The sequence below is a fragment of the Cytophagaceae bacterium genome, from assembly GCA_016722655.1.
In the GTDB taxonomy this organism is placed as follows: Bacteria; Bacteroidota; Bacteroidia; order Cytophagales; family Spirosomataceae; genus Leadbetterella.
The window spans coordinates 533,707-555,674 of record JADKIR010000005.1; the positions used below are offsets into that span (position 1 = coordinate 533,707).

Sequence of the window (21,968 nt, forward strand, 5' to 3'; positions counted from 1 at the left end):
AATGAATCAAGATTTTAAAAAATATATAAAACTTCTCCTGATTTTCGGAATACCTTTCTGGCTTCTGGCGATCAGCTATTTCGTTTTTGACCCATTTCATGTACTTAGAAATTATCAGGAGTATGGAAGCAACTATTTGAAGACTTACAACAGGAACCGTATCAGCACTCAGACATTCCTAAATTATAATCCTAAGTATCATTTTGAATCTTTTATTTTTGGAAGCTCCAGATCAAGTGCTTTCCGAACTTCAGCATGGTCAAAATATATTGGGGACTCAAACCCTTATCATTTCGATGCATTCAATGACAATATCTCAGGAATAAGAGGAAAAATGCAATTCATTGAAAACCAAGGAAATAAGATTAAAAATGCCCTTATTGTAATTGATAACGACACATTTAGTGAACAATATGACGATGAAAGCGATATCGTTCATATGAAAGATTGCATGTGGTCGGGTAGAAATCCATTGATGTATCATTTAGAGTTTTTCAAAGCTTTTTTCAAAAAAAAGTATTTTATTTCATTTTTTGATCTAAAAATTAACAAAACTTACCGACCCTGGATGGAGGAGTTTTTCAAATTTAAATATTATTACGAAGCTCCAAGAAATGACTTCTATTTCCCTGAAAATGAAGAAGGTATCCAAAAGGATTCCGTAAAATACTATGCTAATCCAGACTTCAAAAAACGCTATTGGAAACCAGAACCTTATGATAAAACTATCAATGAGGAGCATTTGAAAGAACTGAAAATAATTAAGGAAATTTTAGATAGAAATAAATCCAAATACAAAATCGTAATTTCCCCTTTATTTAATCAAATTGACTACAGTCCCATTGATTTGGAAGTCTTGAATATATATTTTGGCAAAGAAAATGTATATAATTTCTCAGGAATTAATAAATATACAAACGACATTGCAAATTATTATGAAATGTCGCATTATAAGCCGCAATTGGGTAATATTCTGATGAAAGAAATGTATCAAAAAGAAGTAAAAGCAAACTGAATAATATTGGCACCCATTTTTAATGCCTCCTGCCTTACACTTTCAGGATCATTGTAAAGGGTTTGGTCTTCCCAACCATTTCCGAGATCACATTCATAAGAAAAAAAGCAAACCAAGCGGCCTTCATGAACAATCCCAAAACCTTGAGGTGGTTTGTTATCATGTTCATGTATTTTGGGTAAGCCATTTTTGAAAGTATATTTCTGTTGATAAATCTGGTGCGTAAAGGGAAGTTCAATAAATTCATGCTCAGGAAATACTTTTTTCATTTCTCTTCTGATAAAATTATTGAGCCCATAGTTGTCATCTACATGCAAAAAACCACCTGCAAGCAGGTAATTCCTTAGATTTTTTGCCTCCTGATCTGAAAAAACTACATTTCCGTGACCTGTCATGTGAACAAATGGATATTGAAAGATTTTTTTATCCCCTACTTCTATAATATCTTCTTCAGGGAAAATATTAGTTTTCAGATTTTTATTACAAAAACTAATCAGGTTGGGCAAAGATGTTTTGTTGGCGTACCAATCCCCTCCACCATTATATTTCAGTTTGGCAATTTTTAAGGAGTTACTCTGTCCGAAAGCTCCGTTAGTTAGAATAAACAACAAAAATGAAATTTTTAAAAATCTCATACTTTAAAATATATCAAATTTCAATTTTAAATAACAATATCTATTCCATTAAGTTTAACAAACTCAATGCAACTACCCCGGCGGTTTCAGTCCTGAGTCTGTTTGCTCCCAAAGTTACAGTTTTAAAGCCAACTTCATTGGCTTTGAGAATCTCTTCTTTCGTGTAATCTCCCTCGGGCCCTATAAATATCAAAATCTCAGGGCTTAAGTTTTGAGTAAAAATAGGTTCCGCCACTTCATCATAATGTGCGATAAATATCTGATTTTTACCAAAACCTATTTCCATAAATTGTTTAAAATCAATCAGTTCACTAATGTCCGGCAAATATGCCTTGAGTGATTGTTTCATTGCAGAAACAGCTATTTTTTTTATCCTTTCCTGATTGATTTTTTTAGGGTATGTATGTGCTGTTTTTACAAAAAAAATTTCATGGATACCTATCTCTACCGCCTTTTCAACAAAATATTCAATTCGATCAGCATTTTTGGTTGGGCAGATTGCTACCGATATTTTTCTTTTTGGTTGATTATAATTCTGGATTTCATCTAATACCAAAAATGCACAGGCTTTAGGATTTGGATCGGTGATACTACATGAATACCACCCACCCTTTCCATCAGTAACCTGTATGGCGTCACCTTTCTTTTTTCTCAAAACCTTTACACAATGCTGTGAATCAGTAGCATCGAGTATTTTTTTTTGATTGATATCAGGACAATAAAACAGGAAATCAATCTTCGAAGCCATTCTTAAAACTATACATGGTTTTGTCGAGTTTCAATTTACCTGAATTGAAATCCTCAATAAATTTCTCGATAGTCTCCAAATTAATCTCATCAATGTTTAGGGCGGCTTCTATCCCGATCCCATAATCAAACTCGGGATCAATATCCACAAATTCACTTACTTTGATGGTCTCCTCTTCTTCCATTTCTTCAATCAACTCCATCAGCATTTGTTCTGCATCTTCATTGACTTTGGTTTTTTCGTTACGGTCCTCAAAAGGCACATAATCATTGTACAATTTCATGACCTTATTTTCAGCTTCCTCATACACAAGGCTACTATGGTGCAATGACAAAGTACTGAGTACGGCATCATAAATCACTTCTTTACCTTCGTATTGACCAATAAACTGAAAATGATAGAATTCGCCTTCATCTTCAAATTCATCCTCGTCGTCAACAAGTACAAAATTTTGTCCTTCTTCCAAACACTCAGCTTTGAGTGTTTCTATTTCTTTTTTGTCAAATCCTGGGTTCATTATCTAATATATAAAAGTTCACGATATTTTGTTAAAGGCCAATCTTCATCGTCAATGATGAGTTCAAGCTTATCCACGTTTTTCCGAATCACATCAAAAAATGGTTTTACTTCCGTAGAATATATTCTGGCTTTTTCTATTGTATTATCCGAATTATTGGCTTTCTTGCGTGCATCAGTCATATCCAACACATTGGTTTTTATGACTTTAACCCTATTCGAAATATCCTTAATAATTTCGATGATTGGAGCTGCATCCTCAGAAAGCCCTAGTTCCTGAAGTGACTTTGCTGTTTGAACCAATCTCGCCTGATATTTCACTGCTGTAGAAACCACATGATTTTGTGCAAGATCACCAATTACACGTGATTCAATCTGAATCCGTTTGATATAGTTTTCTAACCTGATTTCGTATCTGGCATGTAACTCTCTGCGATTAAGCACTTTCATCTCCTCAAATAAACTAAAAGTTTTTTCAGAAATATAGGCTTTGAGAGCATCCGGAACATCCTTAATATTTGACAAACCTCTTTTTGCAGCTTCATCTTCCCATTCCTTAGAGTAACCGTTGCCTTCAAAAAGGATATTTTTTGATTCTTTGATATACTTTTTCAAAATCTTAAGAATAATCCCTTCTTTTTTGCTTGGGTCTTTTTCTCTTTCCTCGTCATACTCTTTTCTGAAATTCTCAAGTTGTTTTGCCACGATAGTATTCAGAACCATCATTGGAGTAGCTGAATTAGCTGAAGAGCCCACAGCTCTAAACTCAAACTTATTACCGGTAAATGCAAAAGGAGAAGTACGATTTCGGTCGGTATTATCAAGCAAAACAGATGGAATCCTGTTTAAACCTAATTTTATATAGGCGTTTTCCCCTTTTTCTATTTCAATAATCTCCTTATTTTCAAGATCTTCAAGAACCTTCGTCATAGCCGTTCCTAAAAACACTGAAATTATTGCCGGAGGAGCTTCATTGGCACCCAACCTATGTTCGTTACCGGCAGTAGCCACCGTTGCTCTTAACATATCAGCGTTGTCATGAACCGCTTTTACGATATTAATAAGGAACGTAACAAATCGAAGACTTTCTTTGGGTTTGGTACTTGGCGAAAGAAGATTTACACCTGTATCAGTTTTGATTGACCAGTTGTTGTGCTTTCCGCTACCATTGATTCCCGCAAAGGGCTTTTCATGAAAAATCACCTCAAAATTATGTTTCTGAGCTGTCTTTTTCATAATATCCATCAAAAGGATGTTATGGTCACATGCCAGATTGATTTCTTCAAAAGTAGGTGCAACCTCAAACTGACCCGGAGCCACTTCGTTATGACGAGTCCTGACAGGAATTCCGATTTTCAATGCTTCTAACTCAAAATCAACCATAAAGGCATTGATTCTTGGAGGAATCGACCCAAAATAATGATCTTCCAACTGCTGACCTTTTGCAGGTGAATGCCCAAAAACTGTTCGGCCACACATAACAAGGTCGGGACGAGAATTATAAAGTGATTTATCTACTAAAAAATACTCCTGTTCAATACCACAAGTTGCAGTTACTTTTTCTACATTTCTATCAAAAATATTAGCCACAGAAGTAGCTGCTTTATCCAGCACAATTGTAGAATTGATAAGGGGTGTTTTAGCATCCAGTAGTTCTCCTGTATATGAAAAATATATCGAAGGAATACAAAGTGTGCCTGTACCTGTACTATTGTAGATGATAAATGCAGGCGAATTTGGATCCCAAACTGTATAACCACGAGCCTCGAAAGTTTCTCTTATGCCACCATTGGGCAGCGACGACGCATCTGATTCCTGTTGAACCAGTGCCGAGCCTTTAAATTTCTCAATGGCATTGCCATCAAATGAAATATCGAAAAATGAATCGTGTTTTTCGGCTGTACCACCTGTCAAAGGTTGAAACCAGTGTGTATAATGTGTAGCACCTTTAGAAATCGCCCATGACTTCATCGCTGAGGCAACTTCATCTGCCACATTTCCTTCAATATTTTCTCCGCTTTTGATTGCATGAGAAACTTTTTTGTATGCATCAGGTGACAGTAAAGTTTTCATTGCCTCATCGGTAAAAGTATGAATTCCATAGTAATCAGTCACTTTACCTTCCGGCAAATTTATCTGAGGAATAACCCTATCCTGAGCTTTTTCTATTGCTTTCCATCTAAGTTCTGCCATAATTTTAAAAAAATGGTTTTGTCGTTTTATATTTGAGGCAAATTACGCATTTGTTTTATCATTCTTAAATAAAAAATTGAAATAATGAGGGAGAGAATCAGATTTATGTTAGTCTATTTTGCATTCTGGACCATATACTTTGTATGTGCAAGAATCATCTTTCTCGCTTATCATATTGATGATACCAAAGACCTTACCCTCGCCACAGTTTTCGGGATTCTTTATCATGGTTTCCGAATGGACCTATCCATGGCCGGTTACCTATGTATGTTCCCTTTTTTATGGGTTAGTTTTTCTAATTTCATCAAAAAAAGTATCTTTCAAAATACCATTTTCTCCTATACTTTTTTTCTGGTTGTAATCATTACTTTGATTATAGTTTCTGATATGGAGGTTTATAATATTTGGTCTTTTAGAATTGACGCCACACCACTCCGATACCTCACCAGTCCTAGGGAAGCCTGGGCATCTGTCAAAAATTCACCCATAATACCACTGATTATTAGCTTTTTACTGCTTATTTTTATTGCAAATTATATAGTTTACCGAATCATTGCGAATAAAATATACGATTGGAAAAACATCAAAAACTTTCCTTTTATTATTTATGGGTTCTTACTTTCAGCTATTTTGATTATCCCGATCAGAGGTGGGCTTGGAATAGCCCCTATGAACCATAGTTCGGTGTATTTTTCAAACATAAATTTTGCCAATATTGCTGCCATAAATGCACCCTGGAATTTTTTCAGCTCAATGGTCAATAAGACCTCGAATAAGGTAAATCCTTATACTTACTTACCTAAGGAACAATTGGACAAAACTGTAGCCGAATTGTATGCCACTACTGGTAATCCAAAACAAATGGTTCAGTTAAACAATGAAAAACCAAACGTTTTGATTATTGCCTGGGAAAGTTTTACAAAAAAAGTAATAGATCAATCAGTCGATGGAATTGAAATAACGCCTGAGTTTAACAAATTAAAAAATGAAGGCTTGTATTTTGAAAACTGCTATGCTATGGGCGACAGGACAGACAAAGCCATAACCTCCATATTATCAGGCTATCCTGCCCAACCCACAGAATCAATAATTAAGCATCCCAAGAAGACTGCCACCTTGTCATTTTTAAGCAAAGATTTTGAAAAAAATGGTTATTCTACGAAATTTTATTATGGTGGAGATACTGAATTTGCTAACATTAAATCTTATTTATTTAATGGCAATTTTGGAAAAATCGTAGATATGAACGATTTTCCTGAAGAATTAGCCACCTCAAAATGGGGTGTTCATGATGAATATTTATTTGGTAAATTTATTGATGAGCATAAATTCCAAACCAATAAGCCATTTTTCGCAACATTACTCACATTGACTAGCCATGAACCCTTTGAGACTCCTCGTGAAAAAGTAATCAAAGGCGAAACTACTGAATTACAGTATTTGAATTCTCTACATTATACAGATAAAACCCTCGCCAAGTTTATTGAAAATGCTAAAAAACAATATTGGTGGAAAAACACGCTAATTATTATTGTTGCTGACCATGGGCATCCACTTCCAGACACAAAAAATCGCGTTGATAACTTTAAAATTCCGATGCTGTGGACAGGTGGAGTGATATCAACACCTGTTAAAATCAATGAAATTGTTTCTCAAATCGATATAGCAACTACTTTAACCCAACAACTAAATCTGAAAGCCAGCAAATATGTATGGAGTAAAAATCTTTTTGCTCCCAGAAAAGAATCCTGGGCCTTTTTTGATTTTAATGATGGCTTTGGATTTATAAAACGCGGTAAAGAGTTGCTTTTTGATAATGTTGGCAGAATTCCGATAAATAATAATGAAGGTTTTACTCCAAAGGATTTAAAACAAGGAAAAGCATTTCAGCAAAAATCGTTTCAGGATTTTTTAGACAAATAAGAAAACGTTTCTTGATTTTCCCATTTAGTTTTCCAGTAAAAATGTATTTTAACTGGAAAACATTTTTTTTCAGTATTTCCAAAAAGAAATTTTGTTTACCGGAAAAGTACTAATTAACAAATTTCACATTTTTCCAAAAATAGGATTCATTTTTCATCATTTATTAAAAATATTTTAAATTTTTAGGATTGATAGACTTAATTTTTAATGTAAAATTTAAATATTTTTAATTTTTCCGCATTTTTTACTTCAATTCATACTTTAGGTTTTCTTAAAATCTTAATTTTCCGATAAATAATTGTATTTTTCAAACAAAATGAAATAAAAAGTATGAATTTTTTAAAATGAAGAAATTATATTTTGATTCCACTTATATATTTGTAACATAATTTTATAAACAAAACCGAATCAATATTAATTTATTACAAATATGGCAAAGTCGAAACTAGAGTACATTTGGCTTGACGGTTACAAACCAACTCAAAGCCTAAGAAGCAAAACCAAAATTGAAAATAATTTCTCAGGAAAGCTTGAAGACTGTGATGTATGGTCATTTGATGGCTCGTCAACAGAACAAGCTTCAGGTGGTTCATCTGATTTGCACCTTAAGCCTGTGTTTATTTGTGTTGACCCTCAACGTCGCAATGGTTACCTGGTTATGTGTGAAGTAATGAACGCTGATGGTACTCCTCATGTATCTAACGGCAGATCTACTATCGACGATGACGATAATGATTTCTGGTTCGGTTTTGAGCAGGAATATTTCCTTTGGAATGACGAAACCAACAAACCTCTTGGTTTCCCGGCCAATGGTTTCCCGGCTCCACAAGGACCTTACTATTGTTCGGTAGGTGCAAAAAATGCTTTCGGTCGTGATATCGTTGAAGAGCATTTAGATGCTTGTATCGATGCAGGTTTAAATATCGAAGGTATCAATGCTGAGGTAGCTGCTGGTCAATGGGAATTCCAGATTTTTGCTAAAGGTGCTGCTGAAGCCGGTGACCAGATTTGGGTTGCTAGATATCTTTTGGAGAGAATCGGTGAAAAATACGGCGTTTCTATCAATTGGCATTGTAAACCACTTGGCGAGCTAGACTGGAACGGTTCTGGTATGCATGCCAACTTCTCAAATACTACTTTGAGAACATGTGGAGACAAGAGCAAATATGATATCATTTGTGAATCATTCCGTCCGTTTGTAAAAGAGCACATTGCAGTATATGGTGCTGACAATCACCTTCGTTTGACAGGAAAACACGAAACCGCTTCTATTGATTCTTTCTCTTATGGAGTTTCTGACAGAGGTGCTTCGATTCGTATTCCAATCGCTGCCGTGGATAAAGGATGGAAAGGATGGTTGGAAGACAGACGTCCAAACTCTGCCGCTGACCCTTACAAAGTAGCTGCAAGAATTATCAAAACGGTAAAAACAGCCAAAGTATAATTCTTTAAAAAATAAACACTTAGAGCCCTCTGAACTTTGTTTAGAGGGCTTTTTGTTTGTACTTTTGCAGGCCATTTTGAGCAGATATGAAAAAAGTTGCATTTTATACATTAGGTTGTAAACTCAATTTCTCTGAAACTTCCACTATTTCAAGGAGTTTTGAAGAAAAGGGATTCCGCAAAGTAAATTTTACTGATACACCGGATATTTTTGTTATCAATACCTGCTCAGTAACTGAAAATGCTGATAAAAAGTGTAAAAAAATCGTCAAAGAAGCTCAAAAAATCAATCCAGACGGATTTGTAGCCATTGTAGGTTGTTATGCCCAATTAAAGCCCACAGAAATCGCTGAAATAGATGGAGTGGACGCTGTACTTGGAGCAGCTGAAAAATTCAGATTACATGAGCTTTTAGGTACTTTTGAAAAAGAAAAATCGAGCACTACATCAAAAGCTAAAGTTTTTGCATCAGAAATTGACCAAAAACTTGACTATCATACCTCCTACTCTCTTAATGACCGAACGAGAACATTCTTGAAAGTACAGGATGGCTGTGATTACCCATGTGCTTATTGTACCATACCGCTGGCAAGAGGAGCAAGCAGATCAGATACTGTTGAAAATATTGTAAAAGCAGCCCGTGAAATCGCCTCAAATGACATTAAAGAGATAGTTTTAACAGGTGTAAATATCGGTGATTTTGGACTGATAAACGGAGAGAGAAATGAGTCATTCCTGGATTTAATTAAGACTCTTGATGAAGTTGACGGTATAGAAAGATTCAGAATTTCGAGCATCGAACCCAACTTACTGACCAACGAAATCATTGAATTTGTAGCACAATCAAAAAGATTTGTTCCTCATTTTCATATCCCCTTACAATCAGGCTCAAATAAGGTTTTGGGACTGATGAAAAGACGTTATAAACGTGAATTGTATCAGGAAAGAGTAACAAAAATCAAAGAAATTATGCCGGATTGCTGCATCGGTGTTGATGTGATTGTTGGGCATCCCGGCGAAACTGATGAGTTATTTTTGGAAACCTACAACTTCCTAAATGACCTTGATGTCAGCTATTTGCATGTTTTCACCTATTCTGAAAGAGAAAACACTTCAGCATTAAGCATTCGTCCTGTTGTACCGCAAAATAAACGGGCTGAGCGATCTAAAATGCTTCATATACTCTCAGATAAGAAAAAGAGATTTTTTTATGAACAGCATTTAAAGACAGAAAGATTGGTATTGTTTGAAACGGAAGAATCTAATGATGGCAAAATGAGTGGCTTTACTGACAACTATATTAAAGTTACTGCAAAATTTGACCCATTATTGGTTAATGACCTCAAAAAAGTCAAGCTGGAGAGCATCAATGACAATTTAGAAGTTGATGTATCAGAGATATTCCTGGAATCATTGATTCACAATTAAAATTCTTATTCTAATATCAAAGAAAATACCCACCAGAAGGCGGGTATTTTACTTATTGGAGTACAACAAAACCACAATAAATTGTGATTTTGTTGCAAATATAGGTTTTAGGCCTCTAATAATTGTTCATCATGCTGACTAATATCCAAACCGATTGTTTCGTCTTCTTCAGAAACTCTTAGTGGCACAAGAATGTCAGTAATTTTAAGAATTACAAATGACATAATAAAGGCAAAAGCCGATACCAATGCCAATGCAACCAGGTGTTTGATAAACAGTGTAGTTTCACCAAAAAACAATCCCTGATCTGTTACAACACTGTTCACTGCTTTGGTAGCAAAAATCCCGGTAAATAGCATACCTACCATACCACCAACACCATGGCAAGGGAATACATCTAAAGTATCATCAAGTGCAGTTTTGGTTTTGAAGTGAGCCAGATAGTTTGAGATGATTGAAGCAACCACACCAATCACTAATGCATGAGGAATTGTTACAAAACCTGCAGCAGGAGTGATAGCCACCAAACCTACAACAACACCGATGCTAAAACCAAGAGCTGATACTTTTTTACCTCTTGCAGCATCAAACAATACCCAGGCAATACCAGCAGCAGCAGCAGAAGTATTTGTAGTTGCGAAAGCAAGAGCTGCCAAAGGACCTGCACTTAAAGCTGATCCCGCATTGAATCCAAACCATCCAAACCAAAGCAAACCAGTTCCTAACAATACATATGGTATATTAGCTGGAGGTAAGAAGCTACCTTCAACATGTGATCTACGTCTTTTCAGGTAAATAGCACCTGCCAAAGCAGCCCATCCAGCTGACATATGAACAACAGTACCACCTGCAAAATCCAAAACTCCCATTTCGAAAAGGAAACCACCGGGTGCCCAGGTCATATGTGCCAAAGGAGCATAAATAAACAAGCTAAATAGTACCATAAATACTACATAAGACTTGAAATTGATACGCTCAGCTAAAGAACCTGTTACAAGAGCTGGAGTGATAACGGCAAATTTTAATTGAAAAAATGCAAATACAATTGCAGGAATTGTACCCCATGGTTTTGCATCCAGAACACCTTTAAACATGAAATGAGTAAATGGGTTTCCAACAAATCCTCCTATACTTTCACCAAATGCAAGGCTGTAGCCCACAATTACCCATATGATGGAAATCACACCCATAGCGATAAAACTTTGCAACATGGTAGAGATAACATTCTTGGTGTTTACCATACCGCCATAAAAATAGGCTAATCCCGGCGTCATAATCAAAACTAAAGCAGAAGCAACAAGCATCCAGGCGGTATCGCCACTATTTACTCCTTCAGAGATAATAACACTCGGAATTGAAGGGAAAACCAGTGCCATTATTGTTACGGCAGCCAAAATAGCTAAGGGTACGTAAGAAGGTTTTACAGTTTTAACGGTCATAATGTTTAAAATTTAGATGTAAAAAATTATAGTTTATTTCAGAAATAGAAAATCAATGCAGCACCCAATGTTGATTGAGATTTTTTGGTCAATTTTCCATCTTTATCAAATAATTGAGAAGTTCCTTTCTCGTTTTTGTAAGAATCAAATCTATATTCAGGCTTAAACATCAGGTTATCAGAAACTTTATAACTACCTGTTAGTGTAATACCTGTAGTTGATACACCATCTCCGTTTTCATCAACCAAATAGATTCCTCCTTTGCTGTTATCAAAATATTCAATTCTGGTACCTAAAGAGAATTTCTCAGATACACTACCATTAAGATACAAAGCTGCACCAGCCCATGAACCGATTGAGTTTTTACCATAAGCCGCATTCAAGCCCACCAATAATTTATCTGTGGCTTGCATAGAGGTAGTCAAATCAAACCAAGAATACATGTCTTTCTTTTCGCCACCTTCATCTGAGCCAAAATAGTTAAGATAAACTGACCATTTATCGATTGGCTTAATTGAAATCTGAGCCTGAATTCCTTTAGATTTGTTATTGTCGTCCTTGCTGTCAAGTCCGTTTACCAAACCCACCATCAATCCAAGTTTGTCAGTAGCAGCAATATCCAATTTGATTCCTGTGTGATAAAATGGACCATTACCAAATAGATTAGATAATGAATAGTTGAAGTTTACAGGTGCATCAATCACTTCATAACCCACATTGGTACCGTATTGACCACCGGTAAGAGTTGCTTTAGATCCCATTTTCCATGAAATATAAGCTTGTTTGATGGCTAAACCAGTTGTTCCAATTCCTTCGCCAAGTGGACTCATGGTATTCCCGTAATTACCAAGGTCACCATGATTTCCAAAGGTTAAATCAATTACCCCAGTTACTTTATCAGTAGTGTAGGTAGTTTTAAATTGAGCTAAACCAACTTGAAAATTATTAGCCTTTTGATCAAAAATTCTTTCAAAACCTGATGCTCCAAGATTTGACTGAACGCCATTGAAGTTTGCAAAATAATAAGTATCAACATAACCACTAAAACTCAATGGATTTTTGGGTTCTTCTACTACAACTTTTACTTCTTCTGTCTTTTCAACTTTTTTCTCAGTTTTATTGGGTTTTGTCGGATCTTCAGTTGCAAGGGCCGCCAATGAGATACTTGCTCCTAAAAATGTAAAAAATACTCTTTTCATAATTTTCTTTGGTTTAAATTAAATAATTGGTATGTTATATTTTTGACAAACCTGTACGTTTTTTTTATCCAAATCAAATTTAGAGGTTAATATTTTACAATATTTTTTGAAAAAATATATACTTTCTTGAAATATTAATATATTTTTTACCTTATTCTTAATTTTTGGCATATTTTATTAACCTTACAATATATTTTGCATTTGTATAATTTATTAAAATTATATTCTGATTAATTTGATTTTACTTTAAAATTAAAATTTTGATAATAATAAAAAAATGTTCAATGCAGGCTTTAAATTTTACAATGGGGATATCATCAAATGAGGGTAAGATTTAAAACAATTTTTATATTTTTCCAGATATTAAAAACAAAAAAAGCAGCCCTAAAAGAGCTGCTTAATATTAATTAGAAAATATATTTCTTTATTCTGCGTGTAACCAGGCTTTTTTCGCCATTAGTGTGTCAGCATCTTCTACATTGTCAGGGTCAGGAACACAGCAATCTACCGGACAAACTGCGGCACATTGTGGTTCTTCATGAAAACCGGTACACTCAGTACATTTATCACTTACAATATAATAGAACTCATCACTTACGGGTTTCATTGGAGCATTGGCCTTAATGATATTACCGTCACCAAAGTCCACTTCGGTAAGTTTTGTTCCACCTGCGTAAGTCCATTCTATACCACCTTCATATATTGCTGTGTTGGGGCACTCAGGCTCGCAAGCTCCGCAGTTTATACATTCATCTGTTATTATTATCGCCATTTGACCTGTTTTTTATTTAAATAACAAATATAATTATTCAAAGTTTTAAAGCCTTAGTATTTTTGTAGCTAAATACGTTTATGGGTAATTATTTATAAAAAAAATGAAACTAGAAGAAAGAATAGTACTATTTTCTAAACTTGGCGAAATTTTGGAAAATAGTATAAAAAGAAGTGAGTTATCCGAAACTTTTTATTTGGCAAAATCAAAAAATCCGTGGTTTACGCTAGACAATATTGAGCAATCTCTGAAAAATATCATAAGCCAATTTTTAGATCATGACAAAATAAGTGCTTTCACAAACGGATACCCAAAAGATTATTTTTCACCGGTTTTTTCAAAAAAAATTGGTATTATCACTGCCGGAAATCTGCCATTGGTGGGCTTTCAGGATATTATTCAGGTAATATTGGCCGGACATATAGCCCTGGTTAAACCCAGCAGTCAGGATGAAGTACTGCTTAATTTTATTTATAATACTTTATTCAAAATTGACAGCCGGATATCAGAATATCTTGTTTTTCAGGACAAACTAAATGATGCCGATGCCTATATTGCCACTGGTAGCGGGAATACTTCAAGATATTTTGAATTTTATTTTTCTAAGAGACCAAACATAATTAGAAAAAACCGGAATTCTGTTGCGGTTCTTTCAGGAAATGAATCCAGAGTTCAACTGGCTGATTTAGCAGGTGACATCTTTTCATACTTTGGCCTGGGTTGCCGAAATGTTTCAAAATTATATGTTCCAAAAAACTATGACTTCAAGACATTTTTTGAATCTATAGAATATTGGAATGGTATTTTGTTACATTCAAAATACAATAATAATTACGACTACATGAAGTCAATTTATCTTGTAAACATGCAGGAGCATCTTGATAATGGATTTCTGTTGTTGAAAGAAGATGCATCATTTTCTTCCCCGATTTCAGTTTTGTATTTTGAATATTATGAGAATTTAGAAAATTTAAACTCAACACTAAGTTCAAACCTAAACGAAATCCAGGTAATTGTTACCGATTTGGAACTACCCATTGAAACTGTGAAACTTGGGCAATCGCAATGCCCAAAACTAGAAGAATACGCTGACAATGTGGATGTTATAGAATTTCTAAAATCTGTTTAAAAACCCTGTGACCATTCCAAAAACCGCGGAAATACTTTTTTCCAGGTATTGAAGTTATGCTCGCCACCTTCTACTTCCACATATTTTATGTCATTTTCTGAGTAACCTTTCAATTTTAACTCTTTGATAAGATCAAGGGTATCTTCTATGGCGTCAATGATTCCGTTGTTATTCCTATCGGCTTTTTCGTCATTTGTACCACATTCAAACCAAAACTTCAAACCGTTTTTATGTTCCGAATTCCTGATTTTATTATGCATGATACGGTCCTGATCATCTGTATAGCCTTCTTCATAACTTTTGTCACGCCACCAAAAGGAACCACTAAAAACGCCAATTTTAGAAAACACATGTGGATTTTCCCAGCAAATGTCCAGAGCTGACAAGCCTCCCAATGAAAACCCGCAATAGGTATTTTGTGTGGGCAAATCATAAGCTGGAAACTTTTTGACAATATGCGGCACCATTTCCGATATCATAAATTGCATATAATTTGTTGCGAGATCACCCCTACCCTTGTAATCCGGAATGTAAGAAGTACCATATTCTCTTAACCTAAATTCGTTGGTGTGAATACCTACATAAATAAGGTTTTTGTTAGTTTTCTTATAAAAATCAATGAGGATTTCTTCAATTCCCAATTGGTCATAATCCTGACCGTCGTTCATATATAATACCGGATATTTCTGATTTAAATCCAAAACAGCCGGGAGAATGAGGTCAAAAATCACATCTCTTTTTAAAAAAACAGAGTTGATTTTATTGTTTCGTAAAACCTTTACTGGAGAATTAGATACCATTTTTTACAAAAAATTAACAAAAATGCCTTAAAAGGTTTTTTGTTTAGAATAAAATTATTAGAATTAGGTTCGGATTAAATAATTTGCAAATTTAAGCACAAATGCAGGAAAGACACGTACAATTTTATTCTCATATTTTGGGACGGAACCTTGACCTGTTTGTTTCGGGGCATTGGGGCAAACCCATTTTGATGTTTCCCACTTCAATGGGAAATGCTTATCAAAATCGGGATATGGGTCTTTTGAACAGCATTCAAGGTTATATCGAAGGTGGAATAGTCAAAACTTATAATATTGGCTCACTTGACTCAGAAACTTTTTATGGGAAGCACCTTTCACCCCATGACAGGATTTATAATTATGAATTATATACCCGTTTCCTGACTGATGAGCTTATTCCGGAAATCCAAAAAGAAAATAATACGCACAGAATAGGTTTGGCCGGTTGCAGTTTCGGAGCTTTTCATGCTGTAAATCTGGCACTGAAAAAACCTGACCTATTCGATTTTGCAATTGGAATGAGCGGGTCCTACGATATTAGTACTTTTATGGAAGGGTACCATGACCAAAATGTTTATTTTAACAATCCGGTAGAATTTGTTTCAAACGCTGAAAGCTGGATTTTTAATCATATTAAATTAGTTTTAGGTACCTCGGACTGGGATATTTGCAGAAATGAAACCCTCAGATTATCTCAAATTATGGTAAAAAAAGGAATTAACCATTGGTATGATGAAAAAAAATGGGCCACACATGACTGGCCACTTTGGAATATGATGTTTCCTGAATATTTAAATAGTGTAATCAATTAAAAATCTAATAATTAATCTCATATAATGAAAAAGATAGGAATACTTTTTGGAATGGAAAACACTTTCCCCTGGGCATTTATCGATAGGGTAAATCAAAAAACAGGAAAAAAAAATATTATAGCAGAGCCCGTTTTAATTGATAAAGTGGAACAAGGTGTGGGCACAGACTATTCCGTAATCATAGACCGTATTTCACAGGATGTGCCTTTTTACAGAGCCTTTCTCAAAAATGCCGCAATGTGCGGTACTTCTGTTCTCAATAATCCTTTTTGGTGGAGTGCCGATGAGAAATTTTTCAACAATTGTCTGGCAGTAAACCTTGGTGTTCCGGTTCCAAAAACTGTTTTATTGCCTTCAAAAGAACGCCCCGAGGACACCTCAGATCAATCATTCAGAAATCTGGGAATGCCTCTGGACTGGCAATATATGTTTAGTCGAGTGGGTTTTCCTGCCTACATGAAGCCACATTCCGGTGGTGGATGGAAAAGTGTTTACAGGGTAGAAAACCCGGATGACCTTTGGGCAAAGCATAGCGAAACCGGTCAGTTGGTCATGATGCTTCAGGAAGAGATTACCTTTACAGACTATTACAGATGCTACTGTTTGGGTGGAAAATATGTTCATATTATGCCATATGAGCCCCGAAACCCGCACCATCTGAGATATGCAACCCAACCCAAAACCCAGGGTGAAGCTCATAAAAAGCTGATGGCTACCATCACTGATTATGTTTTGAAACTTAATCATGCCTTGGGATATGATTTCAACACAGTAGAATTTGCTGTGAGAGACGGTATTCCTTACGCCATAGATTTTTGCAATCCGGCACCAGATGCTGATGTAAATTCGGTAGGACATGAGAATTTTGAATGGGTGGTTGAACATGCGGCTTTGATGGCTATTGAAAAAGCTGAAAACTTAAGCCCTGAAGGAAATAATCTCACGTGGGGTACATTTGTAAAAAATGGAGCCAACCCAGTAAAACCAAAAACCAAAGCAACCAAAAAAGCTTAATTTATGGCTCTTTTTACACTTGGAATCGAAGAAGAATTTCAGACGATAGACCCTGAAACTCGTGAGCTGAAATCACATATGTCAAAAATCGTTGAGGGTGGCAAGGTGATATTGCAGGAGCGAATCAAGCAGGAAATGCACCAGGCGGTGGTCGAGGTGGGTACTAATATATGTGAAAATATTGTACAAGCCCGTGAAGAAGTAAGTTATCTCAGGAAAATGCTGCTGGATTTGGCTGAAAAACAAAACCTTCATGTTGCGGCCGGCGGTACACACCCTTTTTCAGATTGGCAAACTCAACTCATCACCGAGGACGACCGTTACAATAAACTCATCGATGAAATGCGTGATGTGGCCAGAGGCAACCTTATTTTTGGCCTTCATGTGCATGTAGGAATCGACGACCGTAATGCTGCCATTGAAATCATGAACGAGGCAAGGTATTTTTTACCACATATTTTTGCTCTTTCAGTAAATTCTCCTTTTTGGTGCGGTCGAAACACAGGTTTTCATAGTTATCGTGCCAAAATATTCGACAAGTTTCCGAGAACAGGTATTCCGGAACATTTCAACAGTGCCACTGAATACGACGATTACCTCAATTTGCTCATAAAAACGGGTTGTATTGACAACGGAAAGAAAATCTGGTGGGATTTGCGGCTACACCCATTTTTCCCCACTATTGAATTCAGGATTTGCGACGTCCCTTTGAGAGTAGATGAAACCATCTGTCTCACGGCCATCATGCAGGCTTTGGTGGCTAAATTATGGAAGCTTAGAGAACAAAACTTAAGTTTCAGAACCTACAGAAAACACCTGATCAACGAAAATAAGTGGCGGGCAGCAAGATACGGTATTCATGCCAAGCTTATAGATTTTGGAAAAGAAAAAGAAGTAAGCTACCGTGAATTGGTGGACGAACTCCTGGACTTTATCAAAGATACTGCTGAAGAATTGGGCTCAACACATGAAGTCAATTATGTATATGAAATGCTTGAAAATGGCACCGGTGCCGATCGGCAACTCAGAGTTTTTGAACAAACCCATGACCTGAAAGCTGTGGTAGATTACATGGTAACTGAAACCCGATTCGGTCTTTAAGATAATTTTTCCGAAATTTGCAGCTCATCAACAAATATGAAAGTGTTTAGAGTAGGCATATTGGATTTGTATAACGGAGCCCCAAACGAAGGTATGAGGTGTATCAGGGCATTGATTTCGGAATTTCAGCAAAAAAATAATTTACCATTATCATTTCAGGTGTTTGATGTTAGGGCAAATCACTCGCTACCACAACCAACTGATTTTGAGGTATATATCTCAACGGGAGGCCCTGGAAGTCCATTAATTGAGGGGGCCGATTGGGAACAAAAATATTTTGAATTCATTGATAATTTGCTAACACATAACCTGCAGAATCCCGAAAACAGCAGGCATTTGTTAGCTATTTGTCATTCTTTTCAATTATTATTTCAGCATTTTGATCTCGGAATAATCAACAAAAGAAAATCAACTTCTTTTGGAGTAATGCCTGTTCATAAAACTCCGGACGGAGAATTTGAAAATATTTTTGAAGGACTTGAAAACCCATTTCATGCGGTAGATTCGAGAGACTATCAGGCATTGCAACCCAACATGGAAAATTTTGAAAGATTGGGAGCTAAAATTTTATGCCTGGAAAAAGAAAGGCCTCATATTCCTTTGGAAAGAGCCATTATGGCAGTAAGATTTACACCTGAAATTATCGGTACGCAGTTTCATCCGGAAGCAGATGCAGAAGGAATGCACCGTTATTTTCAAACTGAAGAAAAAAAACAGGCGGTAATTGAATCATACGGTGAGAAAAAATACTACGAAATGATTGCTCATCTGGAGGATCCCGACAAAATTATGTTTACTGAATCGGTCGTAATTCCAAGGTTTTTGGAAACTGCATTTACAGAAATTTTCGAACCTGAACTAAAAAATTAAGTGAAAACAGAACCAAGGAAATATTTCAATGATTCCTTTTCAGAAGAAAAATATCAGAATCTTATTGAAGATATAAATAAAGAATTTCCGGGAGCTTTAGATTTCAGAATAGCAGAATCACCGGTTTTTATTGATAAAGAACTGAAAATCAAAATTCTGAATACATGCAGTGACATTATTGATGCTATAAAAAAGGATGATTTTATTGCTAAGACCAACAGGGCAATTCCTGCCGGAAGGAAAATCGACAATGAAAATACCAATCCCAATTGTCTGGCGATAGATTTCGCAATTACAAAAAACGATGAGGGTATTTTTGAGCCACAATTAATTGAATTACAAGGATTTCCTTCTCTTTTTGCCTATCAAAGTTATCTGGCTTCGAAATACAAAAAGCATTTTAATATTGAGAAAGGTTATTCAGAGTTTTTTAACAGACTCAACACGATGACTTACCAACAGGAAATGCAACAATTCTTATTGAATGGCACGCATCCTAAGAACGTTATTCTTTTGGAAGTTTATCCCGAAAAACAAAAAACAAGGCTTGATTTTGAGCTGACTAAAAGGTATTGGGGGATAGAGGCAGTTTGTATTTCTAAAATTAAAAAATCGGGAAAAGACCTGTATTACGAGAAAGATGGCAATAAAATAGCCATTGAGCGAATTTACAACAGGCTGATTTTTGATGATATCGAAAGAAATTATCCCGAACTTTTGTCTCAATTGGAATTATTAAATGATCACTCGGCTACCTGGATTTCTCATCCTAATTGGTTTTACAGAGTCTCAAAATTTAGTATGCCTTTGTTTCGTTCAAAATATATTCCTGAAAGCAAATACTTATCTGATTTTGAGCAATATCCGCAAGATTTGGAAAATTATGTTTTGAAGCCTTTGTTTTCCTTTGCAGGTGCCGGGGTAAAAATTGATGTTACCGCAGACGATTTAAGGATAATTAAAGATCCTGAAAACTATTTACTGCAAAGAAAAATATCCTATGAACCATGCATCGAGGATGTTAACCAACAAAAAATAAAATGTGAGGTCAGGATGTTATACATTTGGCCTGATGGGGCAAAAAACCCCAAATTGGTAACAAATTTAGCTCGTCTGAGCAGAGGGAAAATGATAGGAGTCGATTTTAACAAAAATTTTGATTGGGTTGGAGGCAGTGCGGCATTTTTTGAAACAAATTGATAATCAATGGACAACAGAACTCTTTTCCTGAATAACCTGGCTCAAACATCTGATTTCCCATTGGCCTTGGAGTTGGAATATGCCGAGGGCTCATTTTTGTTTGATAAAAAACGTAAGCCATATCTTGACCTGATTTCAGGCATTTCGGTCAGCAATGTAGGGCACCGGCATCCTAAAGTGGTTGCTGCCATCAGAGAACAGACTGATAAATATTTACATCAAATGGTGTTTGGGGAATATATTCAGTCTCCTCAAGTACAATTGGCACATGCCCTCACCGAAACTTTGCAAAATCTTTCCACCAAAGACGGACACAAAATTGACAATGTTTACTTCACCAATTCGGGTACAGAGGCGGTAGAAGGTGCTTTAAAACTGGCTAAAAGATACACCGGGAAACCGGAGATCATTTCCTGTCATAATTCTTATCATGGCTCTACTCACGGGGCTCTTTCGATTGGTGAGGAACATTTTAAGCGTGCATTCAGACCACTTTTGCCGGGGATTAGGAAAATTGAAAGAAATAACTTGACAGATATAGAAAAAATCAATAAAAACTCCGCCGCAGTAATAATTGAGTTGATTGGGGCTGAGTCAGGAATCAGGGAAAGTTCGAAAGAGTTTATAAAATTATTAGCCGAAAAGTGCAAATCCACTGGCACGCTTTTGATTTTTGATGAGATTCAGACAGGCTTTGGAAGAACCGGGAAATTTTGGGCAAGTGAACATTATGGCATAGCTCCTGATATCCTGCTTTCGGCCAAAGGAATGGGCGGAGGAATGCCTGTGGGGGCTTTTATGGCACCCAATGAAATAATGCAAGTATTAAAAGATAATCCAATCCTGGGTCATATTACTACTTTTGGAGGGCATCCGGTTAGCTGTGCTGCATCTTTGGCTACTTTAAAGGTTATTCAGAATGAGATAGATTATTTTGAAATGGACGAAAAAGCCGGAAAAATCAGAGAAATTTTCCAAAATATTTCAGGTGTATCAGAGGTGCGGGGAAAAGGAATGATGATGGCCGCCCAAATGGATGATTTCGAAATTCTGAAAAAAAATATTGACAGGCTGATTGATTTAGGAGTAATTACAGATTGGTTTTTGTATTGTGACAACGCCATGCGGATAGCCCCGCCATTAAATATAAGCTGGGAGGAAATTGAGTGGTTGAAAGAAAAAACCAAAATGCTCTAAAAGCAAAAAAGCCTTTCAGTGATTCTGAAAGGCTTTTTTTATTCAAAATTTTAAAGAGCAGCTTCAAGCTTTTGAGAAAGAATGTGTTTTGGCACAGCACCCACAATTTTATCTACCATCTCCCCATTTTTGAAAATCATAAGTGTAGGGATAGAACGGATTCCTAATTTTGAAGGAGCAACACCATGCATATCTACATCCATTTTGCCCACGATTGCCCTGTCTTTGTATTCTCCAGCCAACTCTTCCACAGCCGGTCCAATCATTTTACATGGACCACACCATTCTGCCCAAAAATCAATCAAAACGGGTTTTTCAGATTTAATAAGCTCATCAAAACTTGAATCTGTTACTTCTATTGTATTTGCCATTATTGTCGTATAAAAAATTAAAATTATAAATGCTAAACAATTGTTTTTCCGAAATAAGTTCCGTAAATTTTCTAATAATTTATCAAACAAAAATAGCCTTTATATCAGGATTTATCAAATTAATATCCAAATTTACAGTCAGTTATTATTAAAATTCTTTTTA

Annotated in this window: 20 protein-coding genes; 11 read left to right on the forward strand and 9 right to left on the reverse strand. The window is 35.8% G+C overall.

Annotated elements, in window-relative coordinates; translation table 11 throughout:
* Window position 1: 1 nt before the first annotated feature.
* The gene (locus IPP61_18175) at window positions 2–1,015 is read left to right on the forward strand and encodes a hypothetical protein (GenBank protein MBL0327060.1); all 1,014 of its coding nucleotides are present in this window, start codon (window positions 2–4) and stop codon (window positions 1,013–1,015) included.
* Here the strand turns inward: IPP61_18175 and IPP61_18180 are convergent.
* The 4 genes from IPP61_18180 to IPP61_18195 are packed head-to-tail and all read right to left on the reverse strand — an operon-like array spanning window position 991 to window position 5,107.
* On the reverse strand, window positions 991–1,650 hold the full coding sequence (locus tag IPP61_18180; GenBank protein MBL0327061.1) for a DUF4159 domain-containing protein: 660 nt from the start codon (window positions 1,648–1,650) through the stop codon (window positions 991–993). The genes IPP61_18175 and IPP61_18180 overlap by 25 nt on opposite strands.
* Before the next feature lie 40 nt (window positions 1,651–1,690).
* Window positions 1,691–2,398 carry a 16S rRNA (uracil(1498)-N(3))-methyltransferase gene (locus IPP61_18185; GenBank protein ID MBL0327062.1) on the reverse strand — a complete coding sequence of 236 codons (708 nt, stop codon included), beginning with the start codon at window positions 2,396–2,398 and terminating at the stop codon, window positions 1,691–1,693.
* Window positions 2,382–2,915 carry a hypothetical protein gene (locus IPP61_18190; GenBank protein ID MBL0327063.1) on the reverse strand — a complete coding sequence of 178 codons (534 nt, stop codon included), beginning with the start codon at window positions 2,913–2,915 and terminating at the stop codon, window positions 2,382–2,384. The genes IPP61_18185 and IPP61_18190 overlap by 17 nt, the downstream gene beginning before the upstream one ends.
* A complete protein-coding gene (locus tag IPP61_18195) occupies window positions 2,915–5,107 on the reverse strand; it encodes a glutamine synthetase III (GenBank protein MBL0327064.1) in 2,193 nt (730 codons plus the stop codon). The genes IPP61_18190 and IPP61_18195 overlap by 1 nt, the downstream gene beginning before the upstream one ends.
* 84 nt (window positions 5,108–5,191) lie before the next feature.
* Between IPP61_18195 and IPP61_18200 the strand changes: the two genes are divergently transcribed.
* The 3 genes from IPP61_18200 (at window position 5,192) to mtaB (ending at window position 9,901) form a co-directional block, all read left to right on the forward strand.
* The gene (locus tag IPP61_18200; GenBank protein MBL0327065.1) at window positions 5,192–7,030 is read left to right on the forward strand and encodes a sulfatase-like hydrolase/transferase; all 1,839 of its coding nucleotides are present in this window, start codon (window positions 5,192–5,194) and stop codon (window positions 7,028–7,030) included.
* A gap of 430 nt (window positions 7,031–7,460) precedes the next feature.
* Window positions 7,461–8,474, forward strand: coding sequence for a glutamine synthetase beta-grasp domain-containing protein (locus IPP61_18205; protein ID MBL0327066.1), 1,014 nt, complete (start codon window positions 7,461–7,463; stop codon window positions 8,472–8,474).
* A gap of 86 nt (window positions 8,475–8,560) precedes the next feature.
* Window positions 8,561–9,901 carry a tRNA (N(6)-L-threonylcarbamoyladenosine(37)-C(2))-methylthiotransferase MtaB gene (gene mtaB, locus IPP61_18210; GenBank protein ID MBL0327067.1) on the forward strand — a complete coding sequence of 447 codons (1,341 nt, stop codon included), beginning with the start codon at window positions 8,561–8,563 and terminating at the stop codon, window positions 9,899–9,901.
* A 107-nt stretch (window positions 9,902–10,008) separates the two neighbouring features.
* Here the strand turns inward: mtaB and IPP61_18215 are convergent, their stop codons facing one another.
* The 3 genes from IPP61_18215 to IPP61_18225 all read right to left on the reverse strand — a co-directional run bounded on the left by IPP61_18215 (window position 10,009) and on the right by IPP61_18225 (window position 13,311).
* Entirely contained in the window at window positions 10,009–11,340 is a 1,332-nt protein-coding gene (locus IPP61_18215) for an ammonium transporter (GenBank protein MBL0327068.1), read from the reverse strand.
* Between the two features lie 38 nt (window positions 11,341–11,378).
* A complete protein-coding gene (locus IPP61_18220) occupies window positions 11,379–12,539 on the reverse strand; it encodes a porin (GenBank protein MBL0327069.1) in 1,161 nt (386 codons plus the stop codon).
* Between the two features lie 424 nt (window positions 12,540–12,963).
* Window positions 12,964–13,311 (reverse strand): 4Fe-4S dicluster domain-containing protein, encoded by a 348-nt coding sequence (locus tag IPP61_18225; protein ID MBL0327070.1) that lies wholly within the window; start codon window positions 13,309–13,311, stop codon window positions 12,964–12,966.
* Window positions 13,312–13,414: 103 nt separating this feature from the next.
* Between IPP61_18225 and IPP61_18230 the strand changes: the two genes are divergently transcribed.
* Window positions 13,415–14,440, forward strand: coding sequence for an acyl-CoA reductase (locus IPP61_18230; protein ID MBL0327071.1), 1,026 nt, complete (start codon window positions 13,415–13,417; stop codon window positions 14,438–14,440).
* Here the strand turns inward: IPP61_18230 and IPP61_18235 are convergent.
* A complete protein-coding gene (locus IPP61_18235) occupies window positions 14,437–15,240 on the reverse strand; it encodes an esterase family protein (protein MBL0327072.1) in 804 nt (267 codons plus the stop codon). The two genes, IPP61_18230 and IPP61_18235, sit on opposite strands and share 4 nt — an antisense overlap.
* A 101-nt stretch (window positions 15,241–15,341) precedes the next feature.
* Here IPP61_18235 and IPP61_18240 point away from each other — a divergent pair, with 101 nt between their 5' ends.
* The 6 genes from IPP61_18240 to IPP61_18265 are packed head-to-tail and all read left to right on the forward strand — an operon-like array spanning window position 15,342 to window position 21,434.
* Window positions 15,342–16,052 carry an esterase gene (locus IPP61_18240; protein MBL0327073.1) on the forward strand — a complete coding sequence of 237 codons (711 nt, stop codon included), beginning with the start codon at window positions 15,342–15,344 and terminating at the stop codon, window positions 16,050–16,052.
* A 24-nt stretch (window positions 16,053–16,076) separates the two neighbouring features.
* Complete coding sequence (locus IPP61_18245) at window positions 16,077–17,066, forward strand: hypothetical protein (protein MBL0327074.1); 990 nt, start codon at window positions 16,077–16,079, stop codon at window positions 17,064–17,066.
* A gap of 3 nt (window positions 17,067–17,069) precedes the next feature.
* Window positions 17,070–18,167, forward strand: a complete 1,098-nt coding sequence (locus IPP61_18250; protein MBL0327075.1) for a carboxylate-amine ligase — start codon at window positions 17,070–17,072, stop codon at window positions 18,165–18,167.
* Between the two features lie 36 nt (window positions 18,168–18,203).
* On the forward strand, window positions 18,204–19,037 hold the full coding sequence (locus IPP61_18255) for a GMP synthase (protein MBL0327076.1): 834 nt from the start codon (window positions 18,204–18,206) through the stop codon (window positions 19,035–19,037).
* On the forward strand, window positions 19,038–20,237 hold the full coding sequence (locus IPP61_18260) for a hypothetical protein (GenBank protein ID MBL0327077.1): 1,200 nt from the start codon (window positions 19,038–19,040) through the stop codon (window positions 20,235–20,237).
* 6 nt (window positions 20,238–20,243) lie between these two features.
* On the forward strand, window positions 20,244–21,434 hold the full coding sequence (locus IPP61_18265; GenBank protein MBL0327078.1) for an aspartate aminotransferase family protein: 1,191 nt from the start codon (window positions 20,244–20,246) through the stop codon (window positions 21,432–21,434).
* A gap of 50 nt (window positions 21,435–21,484) precedes the next feature.
* Here the strand turns inward: IPP61_18265 and trxA are convergent, their stop codons facing one another.
* Entirely contained in the window at window positions 21,485–21,805 is a 321-nt protein-coding gene (trxA, locus tag IPP61_18270) for a thioredoxin (protein MBL0327079.1), read from the reverse strand.
* Window positions 21,806–21,968 lie beyond the last annotated feature (163 nt).